The 24,195-nt window shown below is 59.0% G+C and carries 25 protein-coding genes; 11 read left to right on the forward strand and 14 right to left on the reverse strand.

The features are described 5' to 3' along the window. Nucleotides 1–167 precede the first annotated feature (167 nt). Entirely contained in the window at nucleotides 168–2,069 is a 1,902-nt protein-coding gene (locus ABIE16_RS05050; RefSeq protein ID WP_218495048.1) for a potassium transporter Kup, read from the reverse strand. Nucleotides 2,070–2,362: 293 nt separating this feature from the next. On the opposite strand from ABIE16_RS05050, the gene rimO reads away from it, so the two are divergent. The 6 genes from rimO (at nucleotide 2,363) to tsaA (ending at nucleotide 7,601) form a co-directional block, all read left to right on the forward strand. Further along, a complete protein-coding gene (gene rimO / locus ABIE16_RS05055; RefSeq protein WP_057716142.1) occupies nucleotides 2,363–3,700 on the forward strand; it encodes a 30S ribosomal protein S12 methylthiotransferase RimO in 1,338 nt (445 codons plus the stop codon). A 112-nt stretch (nucleotides 3,701–3,812) separates the two neighbouring features. Beyond that, entirely contained in the window at nucleotides 3,813–4,286 is a 474-nt protein-coding gene (locus ABIE16_RS05060) for a GNAT family N-acetyltransferase (protein ID WP_150812923.1), read from the forward strand. Between the two features lie 190 nt (nucleotides 4,287–4,476). Next, nucleotides 4,477–5,187 (forward strand): rRNA pseudouridine synthase, encoded by a 711-nt coding sequence (locus tag ABIE16_RS05065; RefSeq protein WP_057716144.1) that lies wholly within the window; start codon nucleotides 4,477–4,479, stop codon nucleotides 5,185–5,187. Between the two features lie 75 nt (nucleotides 5,188–5,262). Then, complete coding sequence (locus tag ABIE16_RS05070) at nucleotides 5,263–5,733, forward strand: DUF1456 family protein (protein WP_046041186.1); 471 nt, start codon at nucleotides 5,263–5,265, stop codon at nucleotides 5,731–5,733. 215 nt (nucleotides 5,734–5,948) lie between these two features. Continuing rightward, nucleotides 5,949–6,719, forward strand: coding sequence for an SDR family oxidoreductase (locus ABIE16_RS05075; RefSeq protein ID WP_057716145.1), 771 nt, complete (start codon nucleotides 5,949–5,951; stop codon nucleotides 6,717–6,719). A gap of 186 nt (nucleotides 6,720–6,905) precedes the next feature. Continuing rightward, the gene (gene tsaA / locus ABIE16_RS05080; RefSeq protein WP_218495047.1) at nucleotides 6,906–7,601 is read left to right on the forward strand and encodes a tRNA (N6-threonylcarbamoyladenosine(37)-N6)-methyltransferase TrmO; all 696 of its coding nucleotides are present in this window, start codon (nucleotides 6,906–6,908) and stop codon (nucleotides 7,599–7,601) included. 182 nt (nucleotides 7,602–7,783) lie between these two features. On the opposite strand, the gene fpr is transcribed toward tsaA, so the two are convergent. Continuing rightward, complete coding sequence (gene fpr, locus ABIE16_RS05085; RefSeq protein WP_008054100.1) at nucleotides 7,784–8,563, reverse strand: ferredoxin-NADP reductase; 780 nt, start codon at nucleotides 8,561–8,563, stop codon at nucleotides 7,784–7,786. Between the two features lie 148 nt (nucleotides 8,564–8,711). Here fpr and ABIE16_RS05090 point away from each other — a divergent pair, with 148 nt between their 5' ends. Then, nucleotides 8,712–9,638, forward strand: coding sequence for a LysR family transcriptional regulator (locus ABIE16_RS05090; RefSeq protein WP_429520655.1), 927 nt, complete (start codon nucleotides 8,712–8,714; stop codon nucleotides 9,636–9,638). Here the strand turns inward: ABIE16_RS05090 and ABIE16_RS05095 are convergent. The 3 genes from ABIE16_RS05095 to ABIE16_RS05105 all read right to left on the reverse strand — a co-directional run bounded on the left by ABIE16_RS05095 (nucleotide 9,635) and on the right by ABIE16_RS05105 (nucleotide 11,700). Next, nucleotides 9,635–9,997: a diacylglycerol kinase gene (locus ABIE16_RS05095; RefSeq protein WP_057716147.1), complete on the reverse strand. Its 363-nt coding sequence runs from the start codon at nucleotides 9,995–9,997 to the stop codon at nucleotides 9,635–9,637. The genes ABIE16_RS05090 and ABIE16_RS05095 overlap by 4 nt on opposite strands. A 75-nt stretch (nucleotides 9,998–10,072) precedes the next feature. Next, on the reverse strand, nucleotides 10,073–10,723 hold the full coding sequence (gene erdR / locus ABIE16_RS05100; protein ID WP_090453499.1) for a response regulator transcription factor ErdR: 651 nt from the start codon (nucleotides 10,721–10,723) through the stop codon (nucleotides 10,073–10,075). Between the two features lie 218 nt (nucleotides 10,724–10,941). After that, on the reverse strand, nucleotides 10,942–11,700 hold the full coding sequence (locus ABIE16_RS05105) for a tRNA-uridine aminocarboxypropyltransferase (protein WP_154861805.1): 759 nt from the start codon (nucleotides 11,698–11,700) through the stop codon (nucleotides 10,942–10,944). A 189-nt stretch (nucleotides 11,701–11,889) separates the two neighbouring features. Between ABIE16_RS05105 and ABIE16_RS05110 the strand changes: the two genes are divergently transcribed. Next, complete coding sequence (locus tag ABIE16_RS05110; protein ID WP_057716150.1) at nucleotides 11,890–12,312, forward strand: PA3611 family quorum-sensing-regulated virulence factor; 423 nt, start codon at nucleotides 11,890–11,892, stop codon at nucleotides 12,310–12,312. Here the strand turns inward: ABIE16_RS05110 and ABIE16_RS05115 are convergent, their stop codons facing one another. Continuing rightward, nucleotides 12,313–12,507: a hypothetical protein gene (locus ABIE16_RS05115; RefSeq protein WP_057716151.1), complete on the reverse strand. Its 195-nt coding sequence runs from the start codon at nucleotides 12,505–12,507 to the stop codon at nucleotides 12,313–12,315. Between the two features lie 481 nt (nucleotides 12,508–12,988). Between ABIE16_RS05115 and ABIE16_RS05120 the strand changes: the two genes are divergently transcribed. After that, a complete protein-coding gene (locus ABIE16_RS05120) occupies nucleotides 12,989–14,107 on the forward strand; it encodes a TIGR00730 family Rossman fold protein (RefSeq protein WP_429520656.1) in 1,119 nt (372 codons plus the stop codon). Between the two features lie 44 nt (nucleotides 14,108–14,151). On the opposite strand, the gene recX is transcribed toward ABIE16_RS05120, so the two are convergent. The 5 genes from recX to ABIE16_RS05145 all read right to left on the reverse strand — a co-directional run bounded on the left by recX (nucleotide 14,152) and on the right by ABIE16_RS05145 (nucleotide 17,638). Next, nucleotides 14,152–14,619 carry a recombination regulator RecX gene (gene recX / locus ABIE16_RS05125; protein WP_056720921.1) on the reverse strand — a complete coding sequence of 156 codons (468 nt, stop codon included), beginning with the start codon at nucleotides 14,617–14,619 and terminating at the stop codon, nucleotides 14,152–14,154. Nucleotides 14,620–14,627: 8 nt separating this feature from the next. Continuing rightward, entirely contained in the window at nucleotides 14,628–15,686 is a 1,059-nt protein-coding gene (gene recA / locus ABIE16_RS05130; protein WP_007996915.1) for a recombinase RecA, read from the reverse strand. An 83-nt stretch (nucleotides 15,687–15,769) separates the two neighbouring features. Further along, nucleotides 15,770–16,270 (reverse strand): CinA family protein, encoded by a 501-nt coding sequence (locus tag ABIE16_RS05135; RefSeq protein ID WP_057716659.1) that lies wholly within the window; start codon nucleotides 16,268–16,270, stop codon nucleotides 15,770–15,772. Between the two features lie 118 nt (nucleotides 16,271–16,388). After that, the gene (locus ABIE16_RS05140) at nucleotides 16,389–16,730 is read right to left on the reverse strand and encodes a phage holin family protein (protein WP_150812918.1); all 342 of its coding nucleotides are present in this window, start codon (nucleotides 16,728–16,730) and stop codon (nucleotides 16,389–16,391) included. 173 nt (nucleotides 16,731–16,903) lie between these two features. Continuing rightward, entirely contained in the window at nucleotides 16,904–17,638 is a 735-nt protein-coding gene (locus ABIE16_RS05145) for a LexA family transcriptional regulator (RefSeq protein ID WP_150812917.1), read from the reverse strand. A 209-nt stretch (nucleotides 17,639–17,847) separates the two neighbouring features. Between ABIE16_RS05145 and mutS the strand changes: the two genes are divergently transcribed. Next, a complete protein-coding gene (gene mutS / locus ABIE16_RS05150) occupies nucleotides 17,848–20,427 on the forward strand; it encodes a DNA mismatch repair protein MutS (protein ID WP_057716154.1) in 2,580 nt (859 codons plus the stop codon). A 142-nt stretch (nucleotides 20,428–20,569) separates the two neighbouring features. Continuing rightward, nucleotides 20,570–20,893, forward strand: a complete 324-nt coding sequence (gene fdxA / locus ABIE16_RS05155; RefSeq protein ID WP_007970729.1) for a ferredoxin FdxA — start codon at nucleotides 20,570–20,572, stop codon at nucleotides 20,891–20,893. Nucleotides 20,894–21,364: 471 nt separating this feature from the next. Here the strand turns inward: fdxA and rpoS are convergent, their stop codons facing one another. From rpoS to ABIE16_RS05170, 3 genes are all read right to left on the reverse strand, one after another. Beyond that, a complete protein-coding gene (gene rpoS / locus ABIE16_RS05160) occupies nucleotides 21,365–22,372 on the reverse strand; it encodes an RNA polymerase sigma factor RpoS (RefSeq protein ID WP_007990225.1) in 1,008 nt (335 codons plus the stop codon). A 104-nt stretch (nucleotides 22,373–22,476) separates the two neighbouring features. Next, nucleotides 22,477–23,334, reverse strand: a complete 858-nt coding sequence (locus ABIE16_RS05165; protein ID WP_090453404.1) for a peptidoglycan DD-metalloendopeptidase family protein — start codon at nucleotides 23,332–23,334, stop codon at nucleotides 22,477–22,479. A gap of 211 nt (nucleotides 23,335–23,545) precedes the next feature. Beyond that, a complete protein-coding gene (locus tag ABIE16_RS05170; protein ID WP_172435346.1) occupies nucleotides 23,546–24,181 on the reverse strand; it encodes a protein-L-isoaspartate(D-aspartate) O-methyltransferase in 636 nt (211 codons plus the stop codon). Between the last annotated feature and the right edge of the window lie 14 nt (nucleotides 24,182–24,195).

The following is a 24,195-nucleotide window of genomic DNA, read 5'->3' on the forward strand; positions in this document are numbered from 1 at the left end:
AAAAAGCCCCCGCTGCCGCAAGGTAACGGGGGCTTTTTCATTCAACACCACAACACACTGTAGGAGCGAGCTTGCTCGCGATGGACGTCAACGATGACGCGGAAATCCTGAATAAACGCGGTGCATTTGAGACCATCGCGAGCAAGCTCGCTCCTACAGGATCAGGTTTACATTTCGACCTGCGTCCCCAGCTCAATCACCCGGTTCAGCGGCAGATTGAAGAAACGCAGGTTGCCGTTGGCGTTCTGCAACATGAACGCGAACAGCGCCTCGCGCCAGCGCGACATGCCTTCGAGCTTGGAGGCGATGACCGTTTCGCGGCTGAGGAAGTACGTGGTGCGCATGGGGCTGAAGTCCAGCTCTTCGAGATGACACAGCTTCAGCGCCTGCGGTACGTCCGGCTCATCGGTGAAGCCGAAATGCAGGATGACCCGGAAGAACCCTTCGCCATAGGAGTCGACCTCGAAGCGCCGATTCGGCGGCACCCGCGGGATGTCTTCGTACACTACCGTCAGCAGCACCACTTGCTCGTGCAGTACCTGGTTATGCAGCAGGTTGTGCAACAGCGCGTGGGGCACGGCATCCGGCCGTGCCGTCAGGAACACGGCGGTGCCCTGAACACGATGGGGTGGTTGTACGGCAATGCTGCTGATGAAGATCGGCAGCGGCAATCCACCCTCATCGATACGCTCGACCAGCAACTGCTTGCCGCGCTTCCAGGTGGTCATCAGCACAAACAGCGCGAAACCCGCGATCACCGGGAATGCACCGCCCTGAACAATTTTCGGTACGTTGGCGGCGAAGTACAGACCATCGACCAACAGGAAGCCGAACAATATCGGAACCGCGAAGATTGGTGGCCACTTCCACAGCAGCAGCATCACCGCCGACACCAGGATGGTGGTCATCAGCATGGTGCCCGTTACTGCCACGCCATAGGCCGAGGCCAGGGCACCGGAGGATTCGAAACCGATCACCAGCAGGATCACGCCGACCATCAACGCCCAGTTCACCGCACCGATGTAGATCTGGCCCTGTTCGGCACTGGAAGTGTGTCGGATGTGCATGCGCGGAATGTAACCGAGCTGGATCGCCTGGCGGGTCAGGGAGAACGCACCGGAAATCACCGCTTGCGAGGCAATCACCGTGGCCAGGGTCGACAGGCCGACCAGCGGGATCAACGCCCAGCTCGGCGCCAGCAGGTAGAAGGGGTTACGGGCCGCTTCCGGATCACCTAGCAGCAGCGCGCCCTGGCCGAAGTAGTTCAGCACCAGCGCCGGCAGTACAAGGATGAACCACGCACGTGCGATCGGCTTGCGGCCGAAGTGGCCCATGTCCGCGTACAGCGCTTCGGCACCGGTCAATGCCAGCACCACGGCGCCGAGAATCGTCACGCCCATGCCCGGATGGACCATGAAGAAACGTACGCCCCACATCGGGTTCATCGCTTCCAGGACTTCCGGATGCTGGCTGATGCCATAGACGCCCAATGCACCCAGCACGAGGAACCAGGTGACCATGATCGGCCCGAACAGAATGCCGATTCGCGCCGTGCCGTGACGCTGGATCAGAAACAGCGCGACCAGCACCACCAGCGACAGCGGCACGACCCAATGGTCGATACCTTCGAACGCCAGCCCCAGGCCTTCAATCGCCGACAGTACGGAGATCGCCGGGGTGATCATGCTGTCGCCATAGAACAATGCCGCGCCGATCAGTCCGCAGACCACCAGCAACATGCGCAATTTGGCATGCCCCGCCGCCGCCCGCCGGGCCAGTGCGGTCAAGGCCATGATCCCGCCTTCGCCCTGGTTGTCGGCGCGCAGCACGAACATCATGTACTTGATCGACACGACCCAGATCAGCGACCAGAAAATGAGCGCAAGAATCCCCAGCACCCCGTCATGGTTGACCGGCACGCCATAGCCTCCGGAAAATACTTCCTTCAGGGTGTACAACGGACTGGTGCCGATATCGCCATAAACCACCCCGACTGCCGCGACCAGCATGCCGATCGGCTTCACCGCCGAATGCTCGGCATCGGTAGCCTGACTACTTGCCTGACCCATCCACCACTCCTACTTCTCAGACCCGGGCTTCTTTGAAAGAAGCACTATGCTTTGTCGTGCAGCATGCGCTGTTTTACTTCACGTTACAGACGTTTTGTTGACAGTAAAAAATCTGTAAGGCGTAACGGCGCGAAGCATAGCGCAGCACTCGTCGTATTTCCCCGCATAAAGCTGGTCAAGTGAACGACTCATCGCTAGAATTGCGCACTTTTTGATCAGAGGCGCAGTTCAAGCGCCCGTCCGTCGGTTTTGCCCTGCCCGGCAAGCGGCGTCACAAAATACCGAGGTTAGACATGTCCACCACTCCTGCGCCGGCCAATCCAAAGGTTGGCTTCGTATCCCTGGGTTGCCCCAAAGCACTGGTCGACTCCGAGCGCATCCTTACCCAGCTGCGCATGGAAGGCTATGACGTGGTGTCCACCTACCAGGACGCCGATGTCGTGGTAGTCAACACTTGCGGCTTCATCGATTCGGCCAAGGCCGAGTCCCTGGAAGTGATTGGCGAAGCCATCAAGGAAAACGGCAAGGTCATCGTGACCGGCTGCATGGGCGTCGAAGAAGGCAACATTCGCAACGTACACCCGAGCGTGCTGGCGGTGACCGGCCCGCAGCAGTACGAGCAAGTGGTCAATGCCGTGCACGAAGTCGTGCCGCCGCGCCAGGACCACAACCCGCTGATCGACCTGGTGCCGCCACAAGGCATCAAGCTGACCCCGCGCCACTACGCCTACCTGAAGATTTCCGAAGGCTGCAACCACAGCTGCAGCTTCTGCATCATCCCGTCGATGCGCGGCAAACTGGTCAGCCGCCCGGTGGGTGATGTGCTCGACGAGGCCCAGCGTCTGGTCAAGTCCGGCGTCAAAGAGCTGTTGGTGATCTCCCAGGACACCAGCGCCTACGGCGTCGACGTGAAATACCGCACCGGTTTCTGGAACGGCGCGCCGGTGAAAACCCGCATGACCGAACTCTGCGAAGCCCTGAGCACCCTCGGCGTCTGGGTTCGCCTGCACTACGTTTACCCGTACCCGCACGTTGACGAGCTGATCCCGTTGATGGCCGCCGGCAAGATCCTGCCGTACCTGGACATCCCGTTCCAGCACGCCAGCCCGAAAGTGCTCAAGTCGATGAAACGCCCGGCCTTCGAAGACAAGACCCTGGCGCGGATCAAGAACTGGCGCGAAATCTGCCCGGACTTGATCATCCGTTCGACCTTCATCGTCGGCTTCCCGGGCGAGACCGAAGAAGACTTCCAGTACCTGCTGAACTGGCTGACCGAAGCCCAGCTCGACCGCGTCGGCTGCTTCCAGTACTCGCCGGTTGAAGGCGCACCGGCCAATGACCTGGACCTGGAAGTCGTCCCGGACGACATCAAGCAGGACCGCTGGGAGCGCTTCATGGCGCACCAGCAGGCCATCAGCTCGGCGCGTCTGCAAATGCGCATCGGCCGTGAGATCGAAGTGCTGGTCGATGAAGTCGACGAGCAAGGCGCGGTCGGCCGCTGCTTCTTCGATGCCCCGGAAATCGACGGCAACGTATTCATCGACAACGGCAGCAACCTCAAGCCGGGCGACAAGGTCTGGTGCAAAGTGACCGACGCCGACGAATACGATCTGTGGGCTGAACAGATCTAAACGCAAAAAATACGCAAAGCCCCGCTCTCTTGACGAGATGCGGGGCTTTTTTACGGCTATCGTTTGCACATGGAAGGATTCCTATCAACCACTGCATAAGAGGCAGACGGGCATGCGTCAGCATTCGGTCATCCACACGCCGAAACTCGGCGACTACGAAGAATTGACCCGGGTCTGGGAGGCCTCGGTACGCGCCACCCACGACTTTCTGCCAGACAGCTACATCGAACTGCTGAAGAACCTGGTGCTGACCCGCTACCTCGACGCGGTGATGCTGATCTGCACCAAGGATTCGAACCAGCGCATCACCGGGTTCGCCGGCGTCGCGGCGGGCAAGATCGAAATGCTCTTCATCGACCCCGACCATCGCGGCCAGGGCCTGGGCAAGAAATTGTTGCACTATGCCCTGGAACACCTGAACGCCGACGAACTGGACGTCAACGAACAGAACCCGCAAGCCCTCGGCTTTTACTTCAAGCAAGGCTTCGAGGTCATCGGTCGTTCGGAGGTCGATGGCATGGGCCAGCCGTATCCGTTGTTGCACATGCGTTTGCGTCAGGACCAGCAAAAATCACGGCATGGATGACACAACACAGATCAAATGTGGGAGCGGGCTTGCTCGCGAAGGCGGTGTGTCAGCCAACATACATGTTGAGGCTGATGGCCCTTTCGCGAGCAAGCCCGCTCCCACAAAAAGCCTCACTGCGTAAATGGAACCGGGATTAACCGGCGCCAGGCAGGTACAATGCCCACCCCCTTTTTGTTACGGCCCTGACATGACTGACCCGATTCGTCTCTCCAAACGCCTCATCGAACTCGTCGGCTGTTCCCGTCGGGAGGCTGAGCTGTTCATCGAGGGCGGCTGGGTCACCGTCGACGGTGTGGTCATCGACGAGCCGCAATTCAAGGTCGACACCCAGAAAGTCGAGCTTGATCCAGAAGCCAAGGCCACTGCGCCGGAACCGGTGACCCTGCTGCTCAATGTGCCCGCAGGCATGGACGCAGACACCGCCTTGGCCACCCTCGGCGCCGAGACCCTGAGCGAAGAGCACCGCTACGGCAAGCGCCCGTTGCGCGGGCACTTCCTGCGCCTGACCGCCAGCACCGACCTGCAGGCCAACGCCAGCGGGCTGCTGGTGTTCACCCAGGACTGGAAAATCCTGCGCAAACTCACCGCCGACTCCAGCAAGATCGAGCAAGAGTATGTGGTCGAGGTTGAAGGCGAGATGGTGGCCCACGGCCTGAACCGCCTGAACCACGGCCTGACCTACAAGGGCAAGGAGTTGCCGGCGGTCAAGGCCAGCTGGCAGAACGAGAACCGTCTGCGCTTTGCCATGAAGAACCCGCAGCCGGGCATCATCGCCCTGCTCTGCCAGGCGGTCGGCCTCAAGGTCGTCGGTATCCGCCGTATTCGCATCGGTGGCGTGTCCATCGGCAAAGTGCCGGTGGGGCAATGGCGCTATCTGTCCGGCAAAGAGAAGTTCTAAGGCTTTTCTGGCCGCCATCCATTTCGGCGCCGCGCCTGGCCGCGACGCTCACAGCTGAATATCAGGACTGCACACATGATTCATAACGACGTACTGCGCAGCGTGCGCTACATGCTCGACATCAGCGACAAGAAAGTCATCGAGATCATCAAGCTCGGCGGCCTGGACGTGACCCTGCCGGACCTGTTGACCTACCTCGACAAGAAAGAGGAAGACGAGGAAGGTTTCGTACGCTGCCCGGACGAAGTCATGGCGCACTTCCTCGACGGTCTGGTGATCTTCAAGCGCGGCAAGGACGAAAGCCGCCCGCCGCAGCCGATCGAAGTGCCGGTGACCAATAACATCATCCTGAAAAAGCTGCGGGTAGCGTTCGAGCTGAAAGAAGACGACATGCACGCGATCCTCAAGGCTGCCGAGTTCCCGGTGTCCAAGCCTGAACTGAGCGCACTGTTCCGCAAGTTCGGTCACACCAACTATCGCCCGTGCGGCGACCAGCTGCTACGCAATTTCCTCAAGGGCCTGACCCTGCGAGTGCGCCCGCAGTAAGCTCGAGACACATCTGTTTTCTGTAGGAGCTGGCTTGCCAGCGATGGTCGCAAACGATAACGCGTGCTGACTGGATGAGCGCGGCGGTCTCTCATCCTTCGCTGGCAAGCCAGCTCCTACAGGACCGAATGCCTCCCTATTCCGCGCAAAAATAGTGGCTCCGCTTCTGGCGGCTGACGACTAGGGTGTAAAGACCTCAGTTCTCAGGATTCGCCATGCATCCCTACTTTTCCCTGCAAGGCCGCACCGCCCTGGTGACCGGCGGCACCCGTGGTATCGGCAAGATGATCGCCAAGGCCTACGTCGAGGCGGGCGCCACCGTATACGTCTGCGCCCGCGACGTCGAAGCCTGCCAGCAAACCGCTGACGAACTCGGTGCACTTGGCCGCTGCCGCGCCATCGCGGCGAACCTCGCCACCGAAGAGGGCGTCCTGCAACTGGCCACGCGCCTGGGCGAGCAGATCACTCATCTGGACATCCTGGTGAACAATGCCGGCACCACCTGGGGCGCACCGTTGGAGAGCTACCCGATCAAAGGCTGGGAAAAAGTCATGCAGCTCAACGTGACGTCGGTGTTCAACTGCATCCAGCAGTTCCTGCCCCTGCTGCGCAAGGCCGGTTCCGAAGCGAATCCGGCGCGGATCATCAACATAGGATCGGTGGCAGGGATTTCCTCCTTCGGCGAGCAGGCGTATGCCTACGGGCCGAGCAAGGCTGCGTTGCACCAACTGTCGAGGATTCTGGCGCGCGAACTGGTGAGCCAGCACATCAACGTCAACGTGATCGCCCCGGGGCGGTTTCCGAGCAAGATGACCCAGCACATCGGCAATGATGAACAGGCGCTGGCGCAGGATACGGCGTTGATCCCGATGAAGCGTTGGGGCCGCGAGGAGGAAATGGCGGCGCTGGCGATCAGCCTGGCGAGTACTGCCGGGGCTTATATGACCGGGAATATCATTCCGCTGGATGGTGGGTTCAGCCTGTAGATCGGCGGTGCGGCCATCGCGGGCAAGCCACGCTCCCACAGGTTTTGAGACGGACACAAATCTTGTGTGCGCTCGAGAACCCTATGGGAGCGTGGCTTGCCCGCGATGACGGACTGATAGGCGCCACCGGGCCAAAGGCCGTGTGGGTTATCATGCCTGCCTTAAATTCCACCTCGACCCCAAACCATGACCTACAGCGTTTCCCCCATCGGCTTCGTGCGCTCCTGCTTCAAGGAGAAATTCGCCATTCCGCGCCAACCGCAACTGGCCCCGGCTGCCCGTGGCGTGCTGGAACTGGTGGCTCCGTTCGATCAAGGGGACGCGGTACAAGGCCTGGAGCAGGTCAGCCACGTGTGGCTGCTGTTCCTGTTCCACCAGGCCCTGGAAGAAAAACCTCGCTTGAAGGTCCGCCCACCGCGCCTCGGCGGCAACAAGTCCATGGGCGTGTTCGCCACCCGCGCCACCCACCGCCCCAATGGCATCGGTCAATCCGTGGTCAAGCTGGACAAGATCGAAGCCAATCGCCTGTGGATATCCGGTATTGACTTGCTGGACGGCACGCCGATTCTCGACATAAAACCCTACGTGCCTTACGCCGACATCATCGATACAGCCACCAACAGCATCGCCAGCGCTGCGCCGCTATTGATTCCCGTGCAGTGGACGGACGCAGCGCTGCAACAGGCTCACGAGCACGCTCAGCGTCTTGAAGAGCCTTTGGTTGAGTTGATCGAGCAATGCCTGGCGCAAGATCCACGCCCGGCCTATCAAATACCTGCACCCGAGCGGGAATACGGCGCGCAGTTCTGGGATCTGGATGTGCGTTGGCATTACCCGGAAACAAACGTGATCCGGGTCCTGGAAGTTATCCCGGTTAAATAAACCCGGCAACGAAAAAGCCCACATGACCTTTTCAGGCCATGCGGGCTTTTCTTTGTGCTGCGTACCTACTGTAGGAGCTGGCTTGCCAGCGATGGGCTCGAACTCACCGCGTTAAACCAGAAAACGCGCGTTATCGTTAACGACCATCGCGAGCGAGCTCGCTCCTACAACGTGACCTGCGGTCACTTCTCGACGAACGCTCGCTCGATCAGGTAATCACCCGGCTCGCGCATCCGCGGCGAAACCTTCAGGCCGAAGCTGTTCAGCACTTCACTGGTCTCGTCGAGCATGCTCGGGCTGCCGCACAGCATGGCGCGGTCGTCCTGCGGGTTGATCGGTGGCAGACCGATGTCGCTGAACAGCTTGCCGCTGCGCATCAGGTCGGTCAGACGACCTTCGTTCTCGAACGGCTCACGGGTCACGGTCGGGTAGTAGATCAACTTGTCACGCAGCGCGTCACCGAAGAACTCGTTCTGCGGCAGGTGCTCGGTGATGAACTCGCGGTAAGCGACTTCGTTGACGTAACGAACGCCGTGGCACAGGATCACTTTTTCGAAGCGCTCGTAGGTTTCCGGGTCCTGGATGACGCTCATGAACGGCGCCAGACCGGTGCCGGTGCTGAGCAGGTACAAATGTTTGCCAGGCTTGAGGTCATCCAGTACCAGCGTGCCGGTAGGCTTCTTGCTGATGATGATCTCATCGCCTTCCTTCAGATGCTGTAACTGCGAAGTCAGCGGACCATCAGGCACCTTGATGCTGAAGAACTCGAGATGCTCTTCCCAGTTCGGGCTGGCAATCGAGTAAGCGCGCATAAGCGGGCGGCCGTTGGGCTGTTGCAGGCCGATCATCACGAACTGACCGTTCTCGAAGCGCAGGCCCGGATCACGGGTGCACTTGAAGCTGAACAGAGTGTCGTTCCAGTGGTGAACACTGAGGACACGCTCGTGGTTCATGTTGCTCATGTACGTGGGACTCCTGGAGATTTGTCTGCGCGTGTTCGGCGCCTGCTCTGCAAAAAAAGCCAGCTCTGCGCAATTGCATCGCATTCTAAAGGCAGAGACAATATCTGTTAAATGGATTATTAAGATAAGGGTTATCGGTTATATCGATATGCGATTTACTCTCCGTCAACTTCAAGTATTCGTCGCCGTCGCCCAGCAGGAAAGTGTGTCCCGTGCCGCGGGCCTGCTCAACCTCTCGCAATCGGCGGCGAGCACCTCGATCACCGAACTGGAGCGCCAGTGCAGCTGCCAGTTGTTCGACCGTGCCGGCAAACGGTTGAGCCTGAACGCCCTGGGCAAACAGCTGTTGCCACAAGCGGTGGCGCTGCTGGACCAGGCCAAGGAAATCGAGGACCTGCTCAATGGCAAATCCGGTTTCGGCTCGCTGGCCGTGGGTGCGACCCTGACCATCGGCAATTACCTGGCCACATTGTTGATCGGCAGCTTCATGCAGCGCCACCCGGAAAGCCAGGTGAAGCTGCATGTGCAGAACACTGCCAATATCGTGCAGCAAGTGGCCCACTATGAAATTGATCTGGGTCTGATCGAAGGCGACTGCAGTCATCCGGACATCGAAGTGCAAAGCTGGGTCGAGGACGAACTGGTGGTGTTTTGCGCCCCTCAGCATTCGTTGGCCAAGCGTGGCACGGCCACCATGGAGGAGTTGAGCCACGAAGCCTGGATCCTGCGCGAACAGGGCTCGGGCACGCGGTTGACCTTCGATCAAGCCATGCGCCATCACCGCACTTCGTTAAACATCCGGCTCGAGCTTGAGCACACCGAAGCGATCAAACGCGCGGTGGAGTCTGGTTTGGGGATTGGCTGCATTTCCAGGCTGGCTTTGCGCGACGCATTTCGCCGCGGCAGCCTAGTACCTGTCGAGACGCCGGATCTGGATCTGGCGCGACAGTTTTATTTCATCTGGCATAAACAGAAATATCAGACCTCGGCGATGCGCGAGTTCCTCGATCTGTGCCGCGCCTTCACCGCCGGGGTTCAGCGCAGCGACGAGATCGTGCTGCCGACGATCGCCTAGAGCAGAATTACCGCCCACACCAGGGCAATCATGCTCAATGCCACGGCCTGGGCGGCACTGCCCATGTCCTTGGCATTCTTGGACAGCGGGTGCCGCTCAAGGGAAATGCGGTCGATGGCCGCCTCTACGGCCGAGTTGAGCAACTCAACGATCAACGCCAACAGGCATACCGCGATCAACAACGCCTGTTCGACCCGGCTGACATTCAGGAAGAACGACAACGGAATCAGGATGACGTTGAGCAATACCAATTGCCGAAAGGCAGCTTCACCGGTGAAGGCTGCGCGCAGGCCGTCCAGCGAATAACCGGAAGCATTGAGAATACGTTTCAGGCCGGTCTGGCCTTTGAAAGGTGACATAGAGTGGGCAACTGGCAAAAAAGAAGTGGGAAAGCTAGTTCAACCAAAGTCAAAAAAGCGTGAATTTGCCAGCCTTTAATGGCTGGAAATTGACTCAAGTTGTTGCAAGAGCAGCGCGGCCTGGGTCCGGGTCCGCACATTCAGTTTACGGAAAATCGCGGTCACGTGCGCCTTGATAGTCGCCTCGGAAACACTCAGCTCGTAGGCGATCTGCTTGTTCAGCAAGCCTTCGCAGACCATGGTCAGTACCCGGAATTGTTGCGGGGTGAGGCTGGCAAGCCCTTCGCTGGCCGCCTTGGCTTCATCCGAGACGCTGACCGCTTCGAACGCCTGTGGCGGCCAGAACACGTCGCCGTCGAGGACCGCCCGCACGGCTTTCTGGATCACACTCAAGTCGCTGGATTTGGGAATGAAGCCACTGGCGCCGAATTCACGAGACTTGACCATGATGGTCGGTTCTTCCTGGGCCGAGACCATGACCACCGGAATCTGCGGGTACTGCCCCCGCAGCAGGACCAGCCCGGAAAAACCGTAGGCCCCCGGCATGTTCAGGTCCAGCAGCACCAGATCCCAGTCGGACTTTTCCGTCAGGCGGGCTTCCAGTTCGGCGATGCTCGCCACTTCCACCAGACGGACATCCGGGCCAAGGCCCAGGGTCAGCGCTTGATGCAAGGCACTACGAAAAAGTGGGTGGTCATCGGCAATCAGGATTTCGTATGTGGCCATTTTTCAAATGATCCTGTTTTTCATGGGACGCCCGATGCATTCGGACCTCGCCAAAGCACCTCAAGGCACAGCCACGCAGCTGCACTGACAAGGCACGTTCAGCGCAAAAAACGGCGCCGAAAACTCCGGCCGCACCCTAATCGGCGCCAAGCATGCCCAGCGAAGCCGGGGTGGTCAAGCAGCATGGCCGGTACACTTTATTGCAGTATGCGCGACAATCAGTCCATCAATGGGGCGGCCACCTGAACATAGGGCATCAATTCGGCGTGTGCAGGGGTCGAAACGTTCATGTCCAACTGATGCTTGGCATCGAGGTAATGCTGGCTGAACACATCGAAGTAGGCATCCAGCGCCGATGCCGCGGCGACATCACCTGCAAGGTCGAGGCATAGCGCCGCCACTTCCGCCGTGCACAGATGCTCGCTGCGGGTCGAGCGACGCAACCGGTAGCGGGAGAGTTTCTCTGGCAACAGGCTGAGGATCGGCAGCCGGTCGAAATAGGGGCTCTTGCGAAAGATCTTTCGCGCTTCAGTCCAGGTCGCATCCAACAGAATGAAAAGCGGGCGCTTCGTGCCATCGACGTCCACGGTGTTTGTCACGCGCTCAGGTTCGACGTACTCACCCGGAAACACCAGGTAAGGCTGCCATTGCGGGTCGGACAACAGCGCCAGCAACTTCGGATCAACCTCGGTACGGGACCAGATGAAGGCATGGTTGTCAGGCACCACGTCGGCAATCAGCCAACCGGTGTTGCTCGGTTTGAACACCTCCTTGTTGGTCATGATCAGGCACACGCCGGAGCGGGTAGCGACCTGCGGACGCCATGCACACAGACAGTGACTCTCGATCACCCGGCAGTCACGGCAGCGCGGCGCACGCCAGCCGCGGGCCTGAATCGGCTTGATGCCCTCCTCTTCGCGCTGATCGCGCAAGCGGGCCACGGCATTCAAGGCAAAGCGCGCGGGGGTATGACTCATCGCGGGCAACGCCCACAGAGAAGGGAAATCGACACGAAAAACACTCGACAGGGTAAAAAGTGCCAGCAGTTTACCAGACCGCCCGGCGCAAGCCTGTACCGTCCAGCTAGCCTCCCCTATAATTCGCCGCCACTGAACGCACAGTCACGTGACGGGTCAAACCCCGCATCACTGAACCAGGAGAGTTTCATGCTGCGCCTTATCGTTCCTACCGCGGCCATTTTGCTGGCGTCGTCCTTCAACGCCCAGGCTGCGTCCTTGAAAGACACGGAACTGAACAAAATGCTGCAAAACGTCGCCACCCAAAGCAGCGTCGGCACTCCTCGAGCGATCAACGAAGACATTCTCGATCAAGGCTACACCGTTGACGGCAAACAGCTGATCAACCATCTGAGCGTGCAGAGCAGCCACGCCGACAAGATGCGCGCAGATCCAAAAGCGGTTTACTTCCAGTTGGGAGCCTCAGTCTGCCGAAACGAAGGGTTTCGCAAGCTGATGGCCAAGGGCGCGATCATGCGTTACGACTTCACTGAGGTGAAGACCAACCGCCCGGTCGGTTCCGCAAGCTTCCAGGAATCGGATTGCCTGCAACCTGCCAAGAAGAAAAAGTAATCACCTGGAGTTGGCGCGCCGTTGTTCATCTTCGGCGCGCAGTTCCGCCAGCAGCGCCTGCAAGTAATGCGAACGACGCTCGCCACCGCGCAAACGTCGGCAGCACTCCTCTTCGAGACTCAAATGATGGGTCTCGGCCGATGACTTCAGCAATCGATACAGTTGCGTATCGATCTCCAGAACGACTCTGGCCATGGTTTCCCGCCTCCTTGCACTTCACTCATGTTTGAGCAAAAAATCCTTGAACCGCTTGTATTGCGCGCCTTGCCGTTGACGCAAAGTTGTCGTGTCGCACCTGTAACTTAGTAAATCAGAGTGCAGCACACGCGACGTGCGTTCAGACGAGCGGTGAAAGCACCTTGCAAATCGTCAATAAGCGGTTGCCAGGAAAGACTTTGAGGCGCAATGATCAAGGCAGCGCAAATCACTGTGAAGGTCTAGATTTCAGGTTATCCACGTTCATTTTTCAGGGCTGGAAAGGGGCTGCCCGTCGCTTGTCGTATTGTGCGAATGTTTCTTTCATCCAAGGGAAAAACAGAACCTGTTTGGATGATCCGGTGTTTTTCGGGTCAAGTAGATCGCCCAGGCATGGGCCGGGGCAGACAGCGACACATGAAGTGTCGTGGCACCGACGTACATTGTCGGGCCGAGGGTTCTGTGCAGAAGGAGAAGTTGAATGCCTTACCAACCGAATGACCTCCTGAGCCGTCATTTTGAAGAAAGCGGCCACGACCTCATCAGCAAGGTCGAAGAACAGCTCAAGCTGATTTCACCCAACAGCCCGAACATCCCGATCTACCGCGATATGATCCTGACCGTGCTACGCATGGCCCAGGAAGACCACAACCGCTGGAATGCCAAAATCACCCTGCAGGCCCTGCGCGAACTGGAACAGGCTTTTCGCGTGCTCGAACAATTCAAGGGGCGGCGCAAGGTCACTGTTTTCGGCTCGGCCCGTACCCCCATGGAACACCCGCTCTACAGCATGGCCCGGGAACTCGGTGCCGCGCTGGCGCGCTCGGACATGATGGTCATCACTGGCGCCGGTGGCGGCATCATGGCCGCCGCCCATGAGGGCGCCGGACTGGCAAACAGCCTAGGGTTCAACATTACCCTGCCCTTCGAACAGCATGCCAACCCCACTGTCGACGGCACGACCAGCCTGCTGCCCTTCCACTTCTTCTTCACCCGCAAGCTGTTCTTCGTCAAGGAAGCCGATGCCCTCGTGCTGTGCCCGGGTGGCTTCGGTACCCTGGATGAAGCGCTGGAGGTGCTGACGCTGATCCAGACCGGCAAAAGCCCATTGGTACCCGTGGTGCTGCTCGACACGCCGGACGGCAAATTCTGGCAAGGCGCACTGGACTTCATTCACCAGCAACTGGAGGAAAACCACTACATCCTGCCCACTGACATGAAGCTGATGAAACTGGTCTACAACGTCGAAGAAGCGGTAGAGCACATCAACCAGTTCTACAGCAACTTCCACTCCAGTCGCTGGCTCAAGCATCAGTTCCTGATTCGCATGAATCACACACTCAGCGACCACACACTCGAACACATGCAGGAGGCGTTCGCCGACCTGTGCCTGAGCGATCATTTCCATCAGCACGCTTACAGCGGTGAAGAACACAACGAAGCCGAATTCAGCCATCTGGCGCGGCTGGTCTTCAACTTCAATGCCCGCAATCATGGCCGCCTGCGCGAGCTTGTGGACTACATCAACCTGCCGGAAAACTGGGCACAATCAAAACCCCAGGTACAACAACGCACGCGGGAGCCGTCAAAGGTTTCGTGAGGCATAAAAAACGGCCCGCTATCTAAATAGCGGGCCGTTTCAGTTCAATCGTCCATCCCTCGACCGCTGAACAGGCGGTTGATCATTTCCATGGAGTATCCCCGATACGCCAGGAACCTGCCTTGTTTGGCTCGCTCCCTGGCGTCTGCCGGCAATTGCCCGGAGAACTTGCGTCGCCAGGTATCGATCAATTGCTCCTGCCAATCGATACCGCTCTCACGCAGGGCGAGTTCAATATCGGTGCGCTGCAGGCCACGCTGGCCCAACTCTTCACGAATGCGTAAAGGGCCATAACCGGAGCGGGCGCGGTAGGAAACAAAACTTTCCAGGTAACGGGTTTCGGACAACAACCCCTCTTCCGTCAACCGGTCGAGTGCTGTTTCGATCATTTCAGGGAGGGCGCCGCGCTGACGCAGTTTACGCGTCAGCTCGACACGACCGTGCTCGCGTCGTGCGAGCAGGTCCATTGCGGTTCGCCGCACCGCGACGAGTGTATCGAGTACGGCGGTCATCGCTTCGATCAGATATCAGCGTCAGCCAGGTCGTCTTCGGTCTCTTTGACCGCAGAAGCTTTGGCGTCCGCAACCGATGCAGGCGACAGCAGCTTGTCACGCAGTTGCTTCTCCAGCTTTGCCGCGACTTCCGGATTGTCTGCCAGGAACTTGGCCGAGTTGGCCTTGCCCTGACCGATCTTGGTGCCTTCATAGGCATACCAGGCACCGGACTTCTCGACGAAACCGTGCAGAACACCCAGGTCGATCATCTCACCGTTGAGGTAGATGCCCTTGCCGTAAAGAATCTGGAACTCGGCCTGACGGAACGGCGAAGCCACCTTGTTCTTGACAACCTTGACGCGGGTTTCGCTACCGACGACTTCATCACCTTCCTTCACCGCGCCAGTACGACGGATGTCCAGACGAACCGATGCGTAGAACTTCAGTGCGTTACCACCGGTGGTGGTTTCCGGGCTACCGAACATCACGCCAATTTTCATACGGATCTGGTTGATGAAGATCACCAGGCAGTTGGCGTTCTTGATGTTACCGGTGATTTTACGCAGTGCCTGGGACATCAGACGGGCTTGCAGGCCCACGTGCATGTCACCCATTTCGCCTTCGATTTCAGCCTTTGGCACCAGGGCGGCCACGGAGTCGACGATGATCACGTCAACCGCGTTGGAACGCACCAGCATGTCGGTGATTTCCAGGGCCTGCTCGCCGGTATCCGGCTGGGAAACCAGCAGGTCGTCGACGTTGACGCCCAGCTTGCCCGCGTACTCAGGGTCGAGGGCGTGTTCGGCGTCGACGAATGCGCAGGTCGCGCCGGCTTTTTGAGCCTGGGCGATCACGGACAAGGTCAGCGTGGTTTTACCGGAAGATTCAGGACCGTAGATTTCAACAATACGGCCTTTTGGCAGACCGCCGATGCCGAGAGCGATGTCCAGCCCCAGAGAGCCAGTGGAAATGGCCGGGATCGCCTGACGGTCCTGATCGCCCATACGCATTACGGCACCCTTGCCGAATTGACGTTCGATCTGACCCAGGGCCGCAGCCAAGGCTTTCTTCTTGTTGTCGTCCATTAAAGTCCTCACGTAATCAATAAGGCCTGACGGCCAACACCTGTATAAGTAGCCAGTATTATTCCACAGCGTTTCCGGATCGCCTACCCCTGATTTGAGATTTCTGCCGCGGCATAGCGCAGCAGCCCCTCTAGCGCGGCCTTCACCGTTTGTCGGCGGACGTCATCGCGATTACCCGGGAAGTGCTGCCGCTCGCAGAACACCTGATCTCCGACGCCCCAAGCCAGCCACACCGTGCCAACCGGCTTGTTCGCCGTTCCGCCATCCGGCCCGGCGATGCCACTGACCGCCACGGAGAAATACGCGCTATTTTTCTCCTGCGCCCCCCGGACCATCGCCTCGACCACCTCGCGGCTGACCGCGCCCACGGTGGTGAACAACTCCACCGGTACATTCAGTTGCAGGGTTTTCTGTCGGTTGGAGTAAGTGACATAACCGGCCTCGAACCAGGCCGAACTCCCGGGGATACGGGTAATTGCCTCGGCGATGCCTCCGCCGGTGCAGGACTCCGCCGTGGTGACATGGGCATTGAGAACCTGCAGGCGTCTGCCGAGTTCGGCGGCGAGCTGGGTGATTTCGTTCACGGTCATCTCCTGATCGGGCGGGATGAGGTTAACCGTACACGAGCAGACCGCACTTGCAAGCGACAGGAACGATCAAAATGTAAAGAACCGGAGGCTCTGGAAAAGGCCTGTCGGAGAATCAATCTTCCACGTCACCGGAGGGGGTATGGCCGATCCCCATGCGCTTGGCCAGCCAACGCTCATACAACCCCAGAACGACGTCTGTCCCGGCCATCGCCGCTAAACAACCACCCGCACAAGCAGCCCAGATGGAAACATTGGCAGCGTGCAGCAGCATGATGACCGAAGCGCCGCAGATCATGCTGGACCCAGACCGCAGGCTCAGGCGTCGGACAAGGGACCAGCCACGAACGCCCTCTTTTTCGGCACGCCACATTTCACCGGTAACGCCACCAAGTATTGGCAGGCTGATGACCAGCCACAGAGGCATGTCCAGCAACGCATATTGCTCAGCGGTCATTTCATGCCTCCTTGAGTAGTGATCACAGCGCATTCGTTAATAGTCAGGCAGCAACATTATGCACTTATGCATAATCAGTCAATGCACAAACGCATTATTAAAAGTATGCCCAATGCTTTCAGCGCACGAAAAAAACCCGCTCGGGAAGCGGGTTTTATCTAAACGGATGAGTGTTAGCGGGCGTACATACCCCACCAGAAGACATGTCCGAGGATAACAATCGGCTCCTCCTGGATCTCCTGAAAGGTGTAATCTTCATCCGGATGCTCGTCACGGTTGAAGCTGCGCAAGCGAATGCCGGTCGGCAGGCGATAGAGTTGCTTCACCCGCAATTGGCCGTTGTGATTGATTGCATAAAGGTCGCCGTCAACGATATCGCCAATGCCGCACTTGCCGGCATTGACCCCGACCGTGGCGCCGTCGCGCAGCACCGGCAACATGCTGTTGCCCCGCACTGTCACGCATTTGGCCTGGTCGAACTGCACGCCGTTATGGCGTAGGCTCCGCTTGCCGAAGCGCAGGCTAGAGCGCTCGCTCTCCTCGATAACGAATCTTCCCGATCCCGCAGCCAATTCAACCTCGCGAAGAAAGGGGACCGACACCTCGTCGTCATCGACCGGGGTATCGTCGTCCCACAGACTTATATCCTTGAGTTCCGAATGCACAGGAGCACGCCCGGCATTGGCGGCAGACGAGACGTCCGCGCGGCCACGCAACTGGTCGGTGCTCAAGGCGAAATACTCGGCAATCTTCGAAATATGTTTATCCGAAGGATCGACGATCTTCCCGCTGAGAATGCGCGAGAGCGTGGATTGAGGCACGCCGGTGCGACGGTGAAGCTCCGTGGGGGAGATCCCGTGCTGATCGAGCAATGCCCTTAATACAGTAGATACGTTGCGCTTTTGCATAACGCGCATAGTGCTTGCACTTTTCGAAGAAGACAATGCTGATTTGCATAATCGATGCATAACATGATTTTTGCATCGTAAAGGATGTCACCCGGCCGTGGCGCCTGCGTCGGGCGGACCGCCCATGGTAACCTTGCGCCCATCGCGGAAAAGCCCGGCCGTTGCCCTGCTTTTGCCCCACCTCTTTCAACGAGCTTCCTGACAATCCGATGAATAAAGCCGTCTCCGACCTGTCCTCCCACACCCCGATGATGCAGCAGTACTGGCGCCTGAAAAACCAGCACCCGGACCAGCTGATGTTCTACCGCATGGGCGACTTCTACGAGATCTTCTATGAAGACGCGAAGAAGGCCGCCAAGTTGCTGGACATCACCCTGACGGCCCGCGGGCAGTCGGCCGGCCAGGCGATTCCGATGTGCGGGATTCCTTACCACGCCGCCGAGGGTTACCTGGCAAAACTGGTGAAGCTTGGCGAATCGGTGGTGATCTGCGAGCAGGTCGGCGACCCGGCCACCAGCAAAGGGCCGGTGGAGCGGCAGGTGGTACGCATCATCACGCCTGGGACGGTGAGTGACGAGGCGCTGCTCGACGAGCGCAGGGACAACCTGATCGCCGCCGTCCTGGGCGATGAGCGCCTGTTCGGCCTGGCAGTGCTGGACATCACCAGCGGCAACTTCAGCGTGCTGGAGATCAAGGGTTGGGAAAACCTGCTGGCGGAACTAGAGCGGGTCAACCCGGTGGAGTTGCTGATCCCGGATGACTGGCCCAAGGACTTGCCGGCGGAAAAACGCCGCGGCGTACGTCGCCGTGCGCCGTGGGATTTCGAGCGCGATTCGGCGCTCAAAAGCCTGTGCCAGCAATTCTCGACCCAGGATCTCAAGGGCTTTGGCTGCGAGAACCTGACCCTGGCGATCGGTGCCGCCGGTTGCCTGCTGGCCTACGCCAAGGAAACCCAGCGCACCGCCCTGCCCCACTTGCGCAGTTTGCGTCATGAACGCCTGGACGACACCGTGGTGCTCGATGGCGCCAGCCGTCGCAACCTGGAGCTCGACACCAACCTGGCCGGGGGCCGCGACAACACCCTGCAATCGGTGGTGGACCGTTGCCAGACCGCCATGGGCAGCCGCCTGCTGACCCGCTGGCTGAATCGCCCATTGCGCGACTTGACGGTGCTGTTGGCACGCCAGAGCTCGATCACCTGCCTGCTCGACGGTTATCGCTTCGAAAGACTGCAACCGCAGCTCAAGGAAATCGGCGACATCGAGCGGATTCTTGCGCGGATCGGCCTCCGTAATGCCCGCCCCCGCGACCTCGCCCGCTTGCGTGACGCCCTCGGCGCACTGCCCGAACTGCAAGTGGCAATGACGGAGCTCGAAGCCCCACACCTCCAGCAACTCGCCACTATCACCAGCACCTACCCGGAACTGGCGGCACTGCTGGAAAAAGCCATCATCGACAACCCGCCCGCGGTCATTCGTGATGGGGGCGTGCTAAAAACCGGCTACGACAGCGAACTCGACGAATTGCAGTCGCTGAGCGAAAACGCCGGACAGTTCCTGATCGACCTCGAGGCACGGGAAAAGGCCCGCACCGGCCTGTCGCATCTGAAGGTTGGTTACAACCGCATCCACGGTTACTTCATCGAGCTGCCAAGCAAGCAGGCGGAATCGGCACCGGCCGACTATATTCGCCGCCAGACGCTCAAAGGCGCCGAACGCTTCATTACGCCGGAACTCAAGGCATTCGAAGACAAGGCACTGTCAGCCAAGAGTCGCGCCCTGGCCCGCGAGAAGATGCTGTACGAAGCGTTGCTCGAAGATCTGATCAGCCAGCTGCCACCGTTGCAGGACACCGCCGGCGCCCTGGCCGAGCTGGACGTCTTGAGCAACCTGGCCGAACGTGCACTGAACCTCGATCTGAACTGCCCGCGCTTCGTCAGCGAGCCGTGCATGCGCATCAGCCAGGGTCGTCACCCGGTGGTCGAACAAGTGCTGACCACGCCGTTCGTGGCCAACGACCTGAGCCTGGACGACAACACCCGCATGCTGGTGATCACCGGTCCGAACATGGGCGGTAAATCCACCTACATGCGTCAGACCGCATTGATTGTGCTCCTGGCGCACATCGGCAGCTTCGTGCCAGCGGCCAGTTGCGAATTGTCGCTGGTCGACCGCATCTTCACCCGGATCGGCTCCAGCGATGACCTGGCCGGCGGGCGTTCGACCTTCATGGTGGAAATGAGCGAAACCGCGAACATCCTGCACAACGCCACCGAGCGCAGCCTGGTGCTGATGGACGAAGTCGGGCGCGGCACCAGCACCTTCGACGGTCTGTCCCTGGCATGGGCGGCGGCCGAGCGCCTGGCGCATCTGCGTGCCTACACGCTGTTCGCCACCCACTACTTTGAACTGACCGTCCTGCCGGAAGCCCAGCCGCTGGTGGCCAACGTGCACCTCAATGCCACCGAGCACAACGAGCGCATCGTATTCCTGCACCACGTATTGCCCGGGCCGGCCAGCCAGAGTTATGGCCTGGCCGTTGCGCAGCTGGCAGGCGTACCGAGCGAGGTCATCACCCGTGCTCGCGAGCATCTGAGCCGCCTGGAAGACACCGCCCTGCCCCACGAAACACCGGCACCGGCCAAAGGCAAACCGGCCGCGCCGCAACAAAGCGACCTGTTCGCCAGCCTGCCGCACCCGGTGCTGGATGACCTGGCCAAGCTCGACCTGGACGACATGACGCCACGTCGTGCTCTCGAAATGCTCTATACACTAAAGACACGGATCTAACGCAGCGGCTTGCAAGCTGTTAGAATCTCGCGCGGTTTGGGATGCTGCTGGCTAATAGCCTGGCCAGCAGACTATCGCTCCCGAACCTGGCGACCCCTACGAGAAGGGGCGCAGCAAGCCGCGCCTGAGGAGAAAATTAGAAATGACCTTCGTCGTCACCGACAACTGCATCAAGTGCAAGTACACCGACTGCGTAGAAGTCTGTCCGGTGGACTGCTTTTACGAAGGCCCGAATTTCCTGGTGATCCACCCGGATGAGTGCATCGATTGCGCGCTGTGCGAACCTGAATGCCCTGCCGTGGCTATCTTCTCTGAAGATGAAGTTCCGGCCGGCATGGAAAACTTCATTGAGCTGAACGCTGAGTTGGCCGATATCTGGCCAAACATCACCGAACGCAAAGATCCAATGCCCGATTCCGCAGAATGGGACGGCAAGCCAGGCAAGATCGCAGACCTCGAACGCTGATTACCCCCGCGTTCGCGAAAAAGGCCCCACAAGGGCCTTTTTGCTTTTCTGCGGGCAAAAAAAGGGGCGGTTTGACCCGCCCACATTTTTTCCCTATTCCCTGTATTCCTTTTCATCGTCCTGATGAATCGCGTCCTGCGATATCCATATCCCTCATCCATGAAGGACGTGTCTGTCCGTCGACACAACCTCAATACTAGAGTGTTCCCCTCCGGGATCAATCGGCCCTTGGCGCGAGATTCAGGTGTCACACATCATTAATACTAAAAAATATTAATATAAATCAAAGATATATAGGCGGTCGACGCTCCGAATGGACGACTGCCGGGGTGTAAAAATAACGAACACTTACGCAAGAGTAAGCCTAGGCTTACAGCACGAAACCAAAATCCCGAGGGGACTCGGTCTCCTGGCCAGGCAATAAAAAACCCCGAGCCAGTCGGGGTTTTTCATGCCATCGCAGTAAGTGCCTTATTGGAACAGCGACTCGCTCGACAGACCATTTTTTTCCAGGATCTCGCGCAGCCGCTTCAAGCCTTCCACCTGAATCTGTCTGACCCGCTCCCGGGTCAGGCCGATTTCCAGGCCGACGTCTTCAAGGGTGCTGCTTTCATGGCCGCGCAGGCCGAAGCGGCGTACAACCACTTCGCGTTGCTTGTCGGTCAGTTCCGAGAGCCATTGATCGATGCTCTGGGACAGGTCGTCGTCCTGCAACAATTCGCATGGATCGGTTGGACGGTCGTCAGTCAGGGTGTCCAGCAGGGTTTTATCCGAATCCGGACCCAGCGAGACGTCGACCGAAGAAACCCGTTCGTTAAGGCCTAGCATACGCTTGACCTCTCCCACCGGTTTTTCCAGCAGGTTGGCGATTTCTTCGGGTGAGGGTTCATGGTCGAGTTTTTGCGTCAGCTCCCGCGCGGCCCGCAGGTACACATTCAGCTCCTTGACCACATGGATCGGCAACCGGATGGTCCGGGTCTGATTCATGATTGCGCGTTCGATGGTCTGGCGAATCCACCAGGTCGCGTAGGTCGAGAAGCGGAAACCGCGTTCCGGATCGAACTTCTCCACCGCCCGGATCAAGCCGAGGTTGCCCTCTTCGATCAGGTCCAGTAGCGACAACCCACGATTGACGTAGCGTCGGGCGATTTTCACCACCAGTCGCAGGTTGCTTTCAATCATGCGTTTGCGCCCGGCCGGATCGCCACTTTGCGACAGGCGCGCAAAATGAACTTCTTCTTCGGGTGATAGCAGGGGAGAGAAACCAATTTCATTGAGATACAACTGCGTGGCATCAAGTGCCCGCGTGTAGTCAATGTACTTGTGCTGTTTCAAGGATGCGGAGTGTTTGGATTTGGCACGAACGGAAGGTGGAGCCGCCCCTTCATCATTCGACATCGAATCCGTATCGATGCTGCTCTCCATCAGGAGAACCTCATCGTCGATGTCAAACTCCGGCACTTCTTTACTGAGAGCCATTGTTATAGTCCTTTGGTGAGTTCGACCTCAAGCTCAAGCGGCGCCTTTCTCCCTGGCAACGCTGGAGCCTGTCCCCTCTACGCGACGGAACAGGCTGGTAGCGATCAACGGCGTGGCAGGAATTGCAGCGGATCTACAGGTTTACCTTGGCGGCGAATCTCAAAATGCAGTTTCACCCGGTCTGTACCCGTTGACCCCATTTCGGCAATTGTCTGTCCGACCTTGACCTGCTGCCCCTCCCGAACCAACAGCCTGCGGTTATGTCCGTAGGCACTGACGTAGGTTTCACTGTGCTTGATGATCACTAATTCGCCGTAGCCCCTTAAGCCACTCCCGGCGTATACCACCGTCCCATCAGACGCAGCTAAAACAGGCTGTCCCAAATCTCCGGCGATATCAATTCCTTTATTCAAACTACCGTTTGAAGAGAATTTTCCAATCAGAATGCCATTAGATGGCCATCCCCAGCCGGTCGGGGCTGGCCCGGGAGGTGGCAAAGGAGCAGGGGCTGGCTTGCTCGCGACGGACGGTACAACCGTCGTTGTGCTGGTGGTCGTACCGTTTGCCGAACGACGGATGACCGTGGTTTTACTCGACGACGAAGGTGTTGAACTGGACGAGCTGACCACCGCCGTCGACGTTGAATTTGTACGACCATCAAAGCGAATCGTCTGACCCGGACGGATGGTGTAAGGCGCAGGAATGTTGTTGCGTGCCGCCAGGGCCTTGTAGTCCCAGCCGTAACGGAAGGCGATGGAGAACAGGGTGTCCTTGGGCCGAACAATGTATTGCCCGGTGGTCACGGCTGGACGCTGAGCCGCGGCATTGTTACGGTCCACGACACGAACATCGCTGGACTTGTTGCTGGAACAACCGACCAGCAAAGTGCTCAAGACAAGGCCAGTCACCAGGCGCTGAAAGCTCGTTTTACTCATACGCTGCGCAATGACTGTGAGACTCACCCGCCGCTCCCTCTGTGGTGGCTGAAAATGTGAAATGCCGGAGTCCGGCATGAACTGTCGCAAGTATAACGGGCCGTGCACGCTTTACCTTTAATGTGGCGAATCGGTGCCGCGCACACGTTTGCTGCCTGACGATGAATCCCGTTTAACACAACGATGCCGCTGTAAGACAAAGGCAATCGAAGAGAATTCAGCGTGCCGAAACAAATGCTCAGGCCAGTGGCCCATTGAGCAGTGGCACGAAGCGCACAGCCCCCAGGACATGCCTGGAAAAACCTTGTTCCTCGCGGATGATCAGCATCAATTGCTGGACTTCGCCGGCCCCGACCGGGATCACCATTCGGCCTCCCGGTGCCAACTGGTCAAGCAATGCCTGGGGCACGTCGGTTGCCACTGCGGTGACGATAATCCCGTTGTATGGTGCCAGTGCCGGCCAGCCCTCCCAGCCATCGCCCCAGCGGAACACCACGTTGCGCAGATTCAGTTCGACCAGGCGTTCCTTTGCCCGATCCTGCAGAACCTTGATGCGCTCGACCGAGAACACACGCTCGACCAGTTGCGACAGCACCGCCGTCTGATAGCCCGACCCGGTGCCGATCTCCAGCACCTTGTCGAGCGGACCGGCCTCCAGCAGCAGCTCGCTCATGCGCGCCACCATATAAGGCTGGGAGATGGTCTGGTTGTTGCCAATCGGCAGCGCGGTGTCTTCATAGGCACGGTGCGCCAGCGCTTCGTCGACGAACAGGTGGCGCGGGGTCCGGCGAATGACCTCCAGTACCCTGGCGTTGGAGATGCCTTCTTCGTACAGACGCTGGATCAGCCGCTCCCGGGTTCGCTGGGAGGTCATGCCGATGCCGCGAC

Origin of the sequence: Pseudomonas sp. 2725, assembly GCF_050434585.1 — a bacterium.
Classification (GTDB): domain Bacteria; phylum Pseudomonadota; class Gammaproteobacteria; order Pseudomonadales; family Pseudomonadaceae; genus Aquipseudomonas; species Aquipseudomonas jessenii.

What these genes read in the sequence shown, in the direction of transcription:
- ABIE16_RS05050 (WP_218495048.1), bottom strand. Translation starts at nt 2,069, where the DNA reads ATGGGTCAGGCAAGTAGTCAGGCTACCGATGCCGAGCATTCGGCGGTG.
- rimO (WP_057716142.1), top strand. Translation starts at nt 2,363, where the DNA reads ATGTCCACCACTCCTGCGCCGGCCAATCCAAAGGTTGGCTTCGTATCC.
- ABIE16_RS05060 (WP_150812923.1), top strand. Translation starts at nt 3,813, where the DNA reads ATGCGTCAGCATTCGGTCATCCACACGCCGAAACTCGGCGACTACGAA.
- ABIE16_RS05065 (WP_057716144.1), top strand. Translation starts at nt 4,477, where the DNA reads ATGACTGACCCGATTCGTCTCTCCAAACGCCTCATCGAACTCGTCGGC.
- ABIE16_RS05070 (WP_046041186.1), top strand. Translation starts at nt 5,263, where the DNA reads ATGATTCATAACGACGTACTGCGCAGCGTGCGCTACATGCTCGACATC.
- ABIE16_RS05075 (WP_057716145.1), top strand. Translation starts at nt 5,949, where the DNA reads ATGCATCCCTACTTTTCCCTGCAAGGCCGCACCGCCCTGGTGACCGGC.
- tsaA (WP_218495047.1), top strand. Translation starts at nt 6,906, where the DNA reads ATGACCTACAGCGTTTCCCCCATCGGCTTCGTGCGCTCCTGCTTCAAG.
- fpr (WP_008054100.1), bottom strand. Translation starts at nt 8,563, where the DNA reads ATGAGCAACATGAACCACGAGCGTGTCCTCAGTGTTCACCACTGGAAC.
- ABIE16_RS05090 (WP_429520655.1), top strand. Translation starts at nt 8,712, where the DNA reads ATGCGATTTACTCTCCGTCAACTTCAAGTATTCGTCGCCGTCGCCCAG.
- ABIE16_RS05095 (WP_057716147.1), bottom strand. Translation starts at nt 9,997, where the DNA reads ATGTCACCTTTCAAAGGCCAGACCGGCCTGAAACGTATTCTCAATGCT.
- erdR (WP_090453499.1), bottom strand. Translation starts at nt 10,723, where the DNA reads ATGGCCACATACGAAATCCTGATTGCCGATGACCACCCACTTTTTCGT.
- ABIE16_RS05105 (WP_154861805.1), bottom strand. Translation starts at nt 11,700, where the DNA reads ATGAGTCATACCCCCGCGCGCTTTGCCTTGAATGCCGTGGCCCGCTTG.
- ABIE16_RS05110 (WP_057716150.1), top strand. Translation starts at nt 11,890, where the DNA reads ATGCTGCGCCTTATCGTTCCTACCGCGGCCATTTTGCTGGCGTCGTCC.
- ABIE16_RS05115 (WP_057716151.1), bottom strand. Translation starts at nt 12,507, where the DNA reads ATGGCCAGAGTCGTTCTGGAGATCGATACGCAACTGTATCGATTGCTG.
- ABIE16_RS05120 (WP_429520656.1), top strand. Translation starts at nt 12,989, where the DNA reads ATGCCTTACCAACCGAATGACCTCCTGAGCCGTCATTTTGAAGAAAGC.
- recX (WP_056720921.1), bottom strand. Translation starts at nt 14,619, where the DNA reads ATGACCGCCGTACTCGATACACTCGTCGCGGTGCGGCGAACCGCAATG.
- recA (WP_007996915.1), bottom strand. Translation starts at nt 15,686, where the DNA reads ATGGACGACAACAAGAAGAAAGCCTTGGCTGCGGCCCTGGGTCAGATC.
- ABIE16_RS05140 (WP_150812918.1), bottom strand. Translation starts at nt 16,730, where the DNA reads ATGACCGCTGAGCAATATGCGTTGCTGGACATGCCTCTGTGGCTGGTC.
- ABIE16_RS05145 (WP_150812917.1), bottom strand. Translation starts at nt 17,638, where the DNA reads ATGCAAAAGCGCAACGTATCTACTGTATTAAGGGCATTGCTCGATCAG.
- mutS (WP_057716154.1), top strand. Translation starts at nt 17,848, where the DNA reads ATGAATAAAGCCGTCTCCGACCTGTCCTCCCACACCCCGATGATGCAG.
- fdxA (WP_007970729.1), top strand. Translation starts at nt 20,570, where the DNA reads ATGACCTTCGTCGTCACCGACAACTGCATCAAGTGCAAGTACACCGAC.
- rpoS (WP_007990225.1), bottom strand. Translation starts at nt 22,372, where the DNA reads ATGGCTCTCAGTAAAGAAGTGCCGGAGTTTGACATCGACGATGAGGTT.
- ABIE16_RS05170 (WP_172435346.1), bottom strand. Translation starts at nt 24,181, where the DNA reads ATGACCTCCCAGCGAACCCGGGAGCGGCTGATCCAGCGTCTGTACGAA.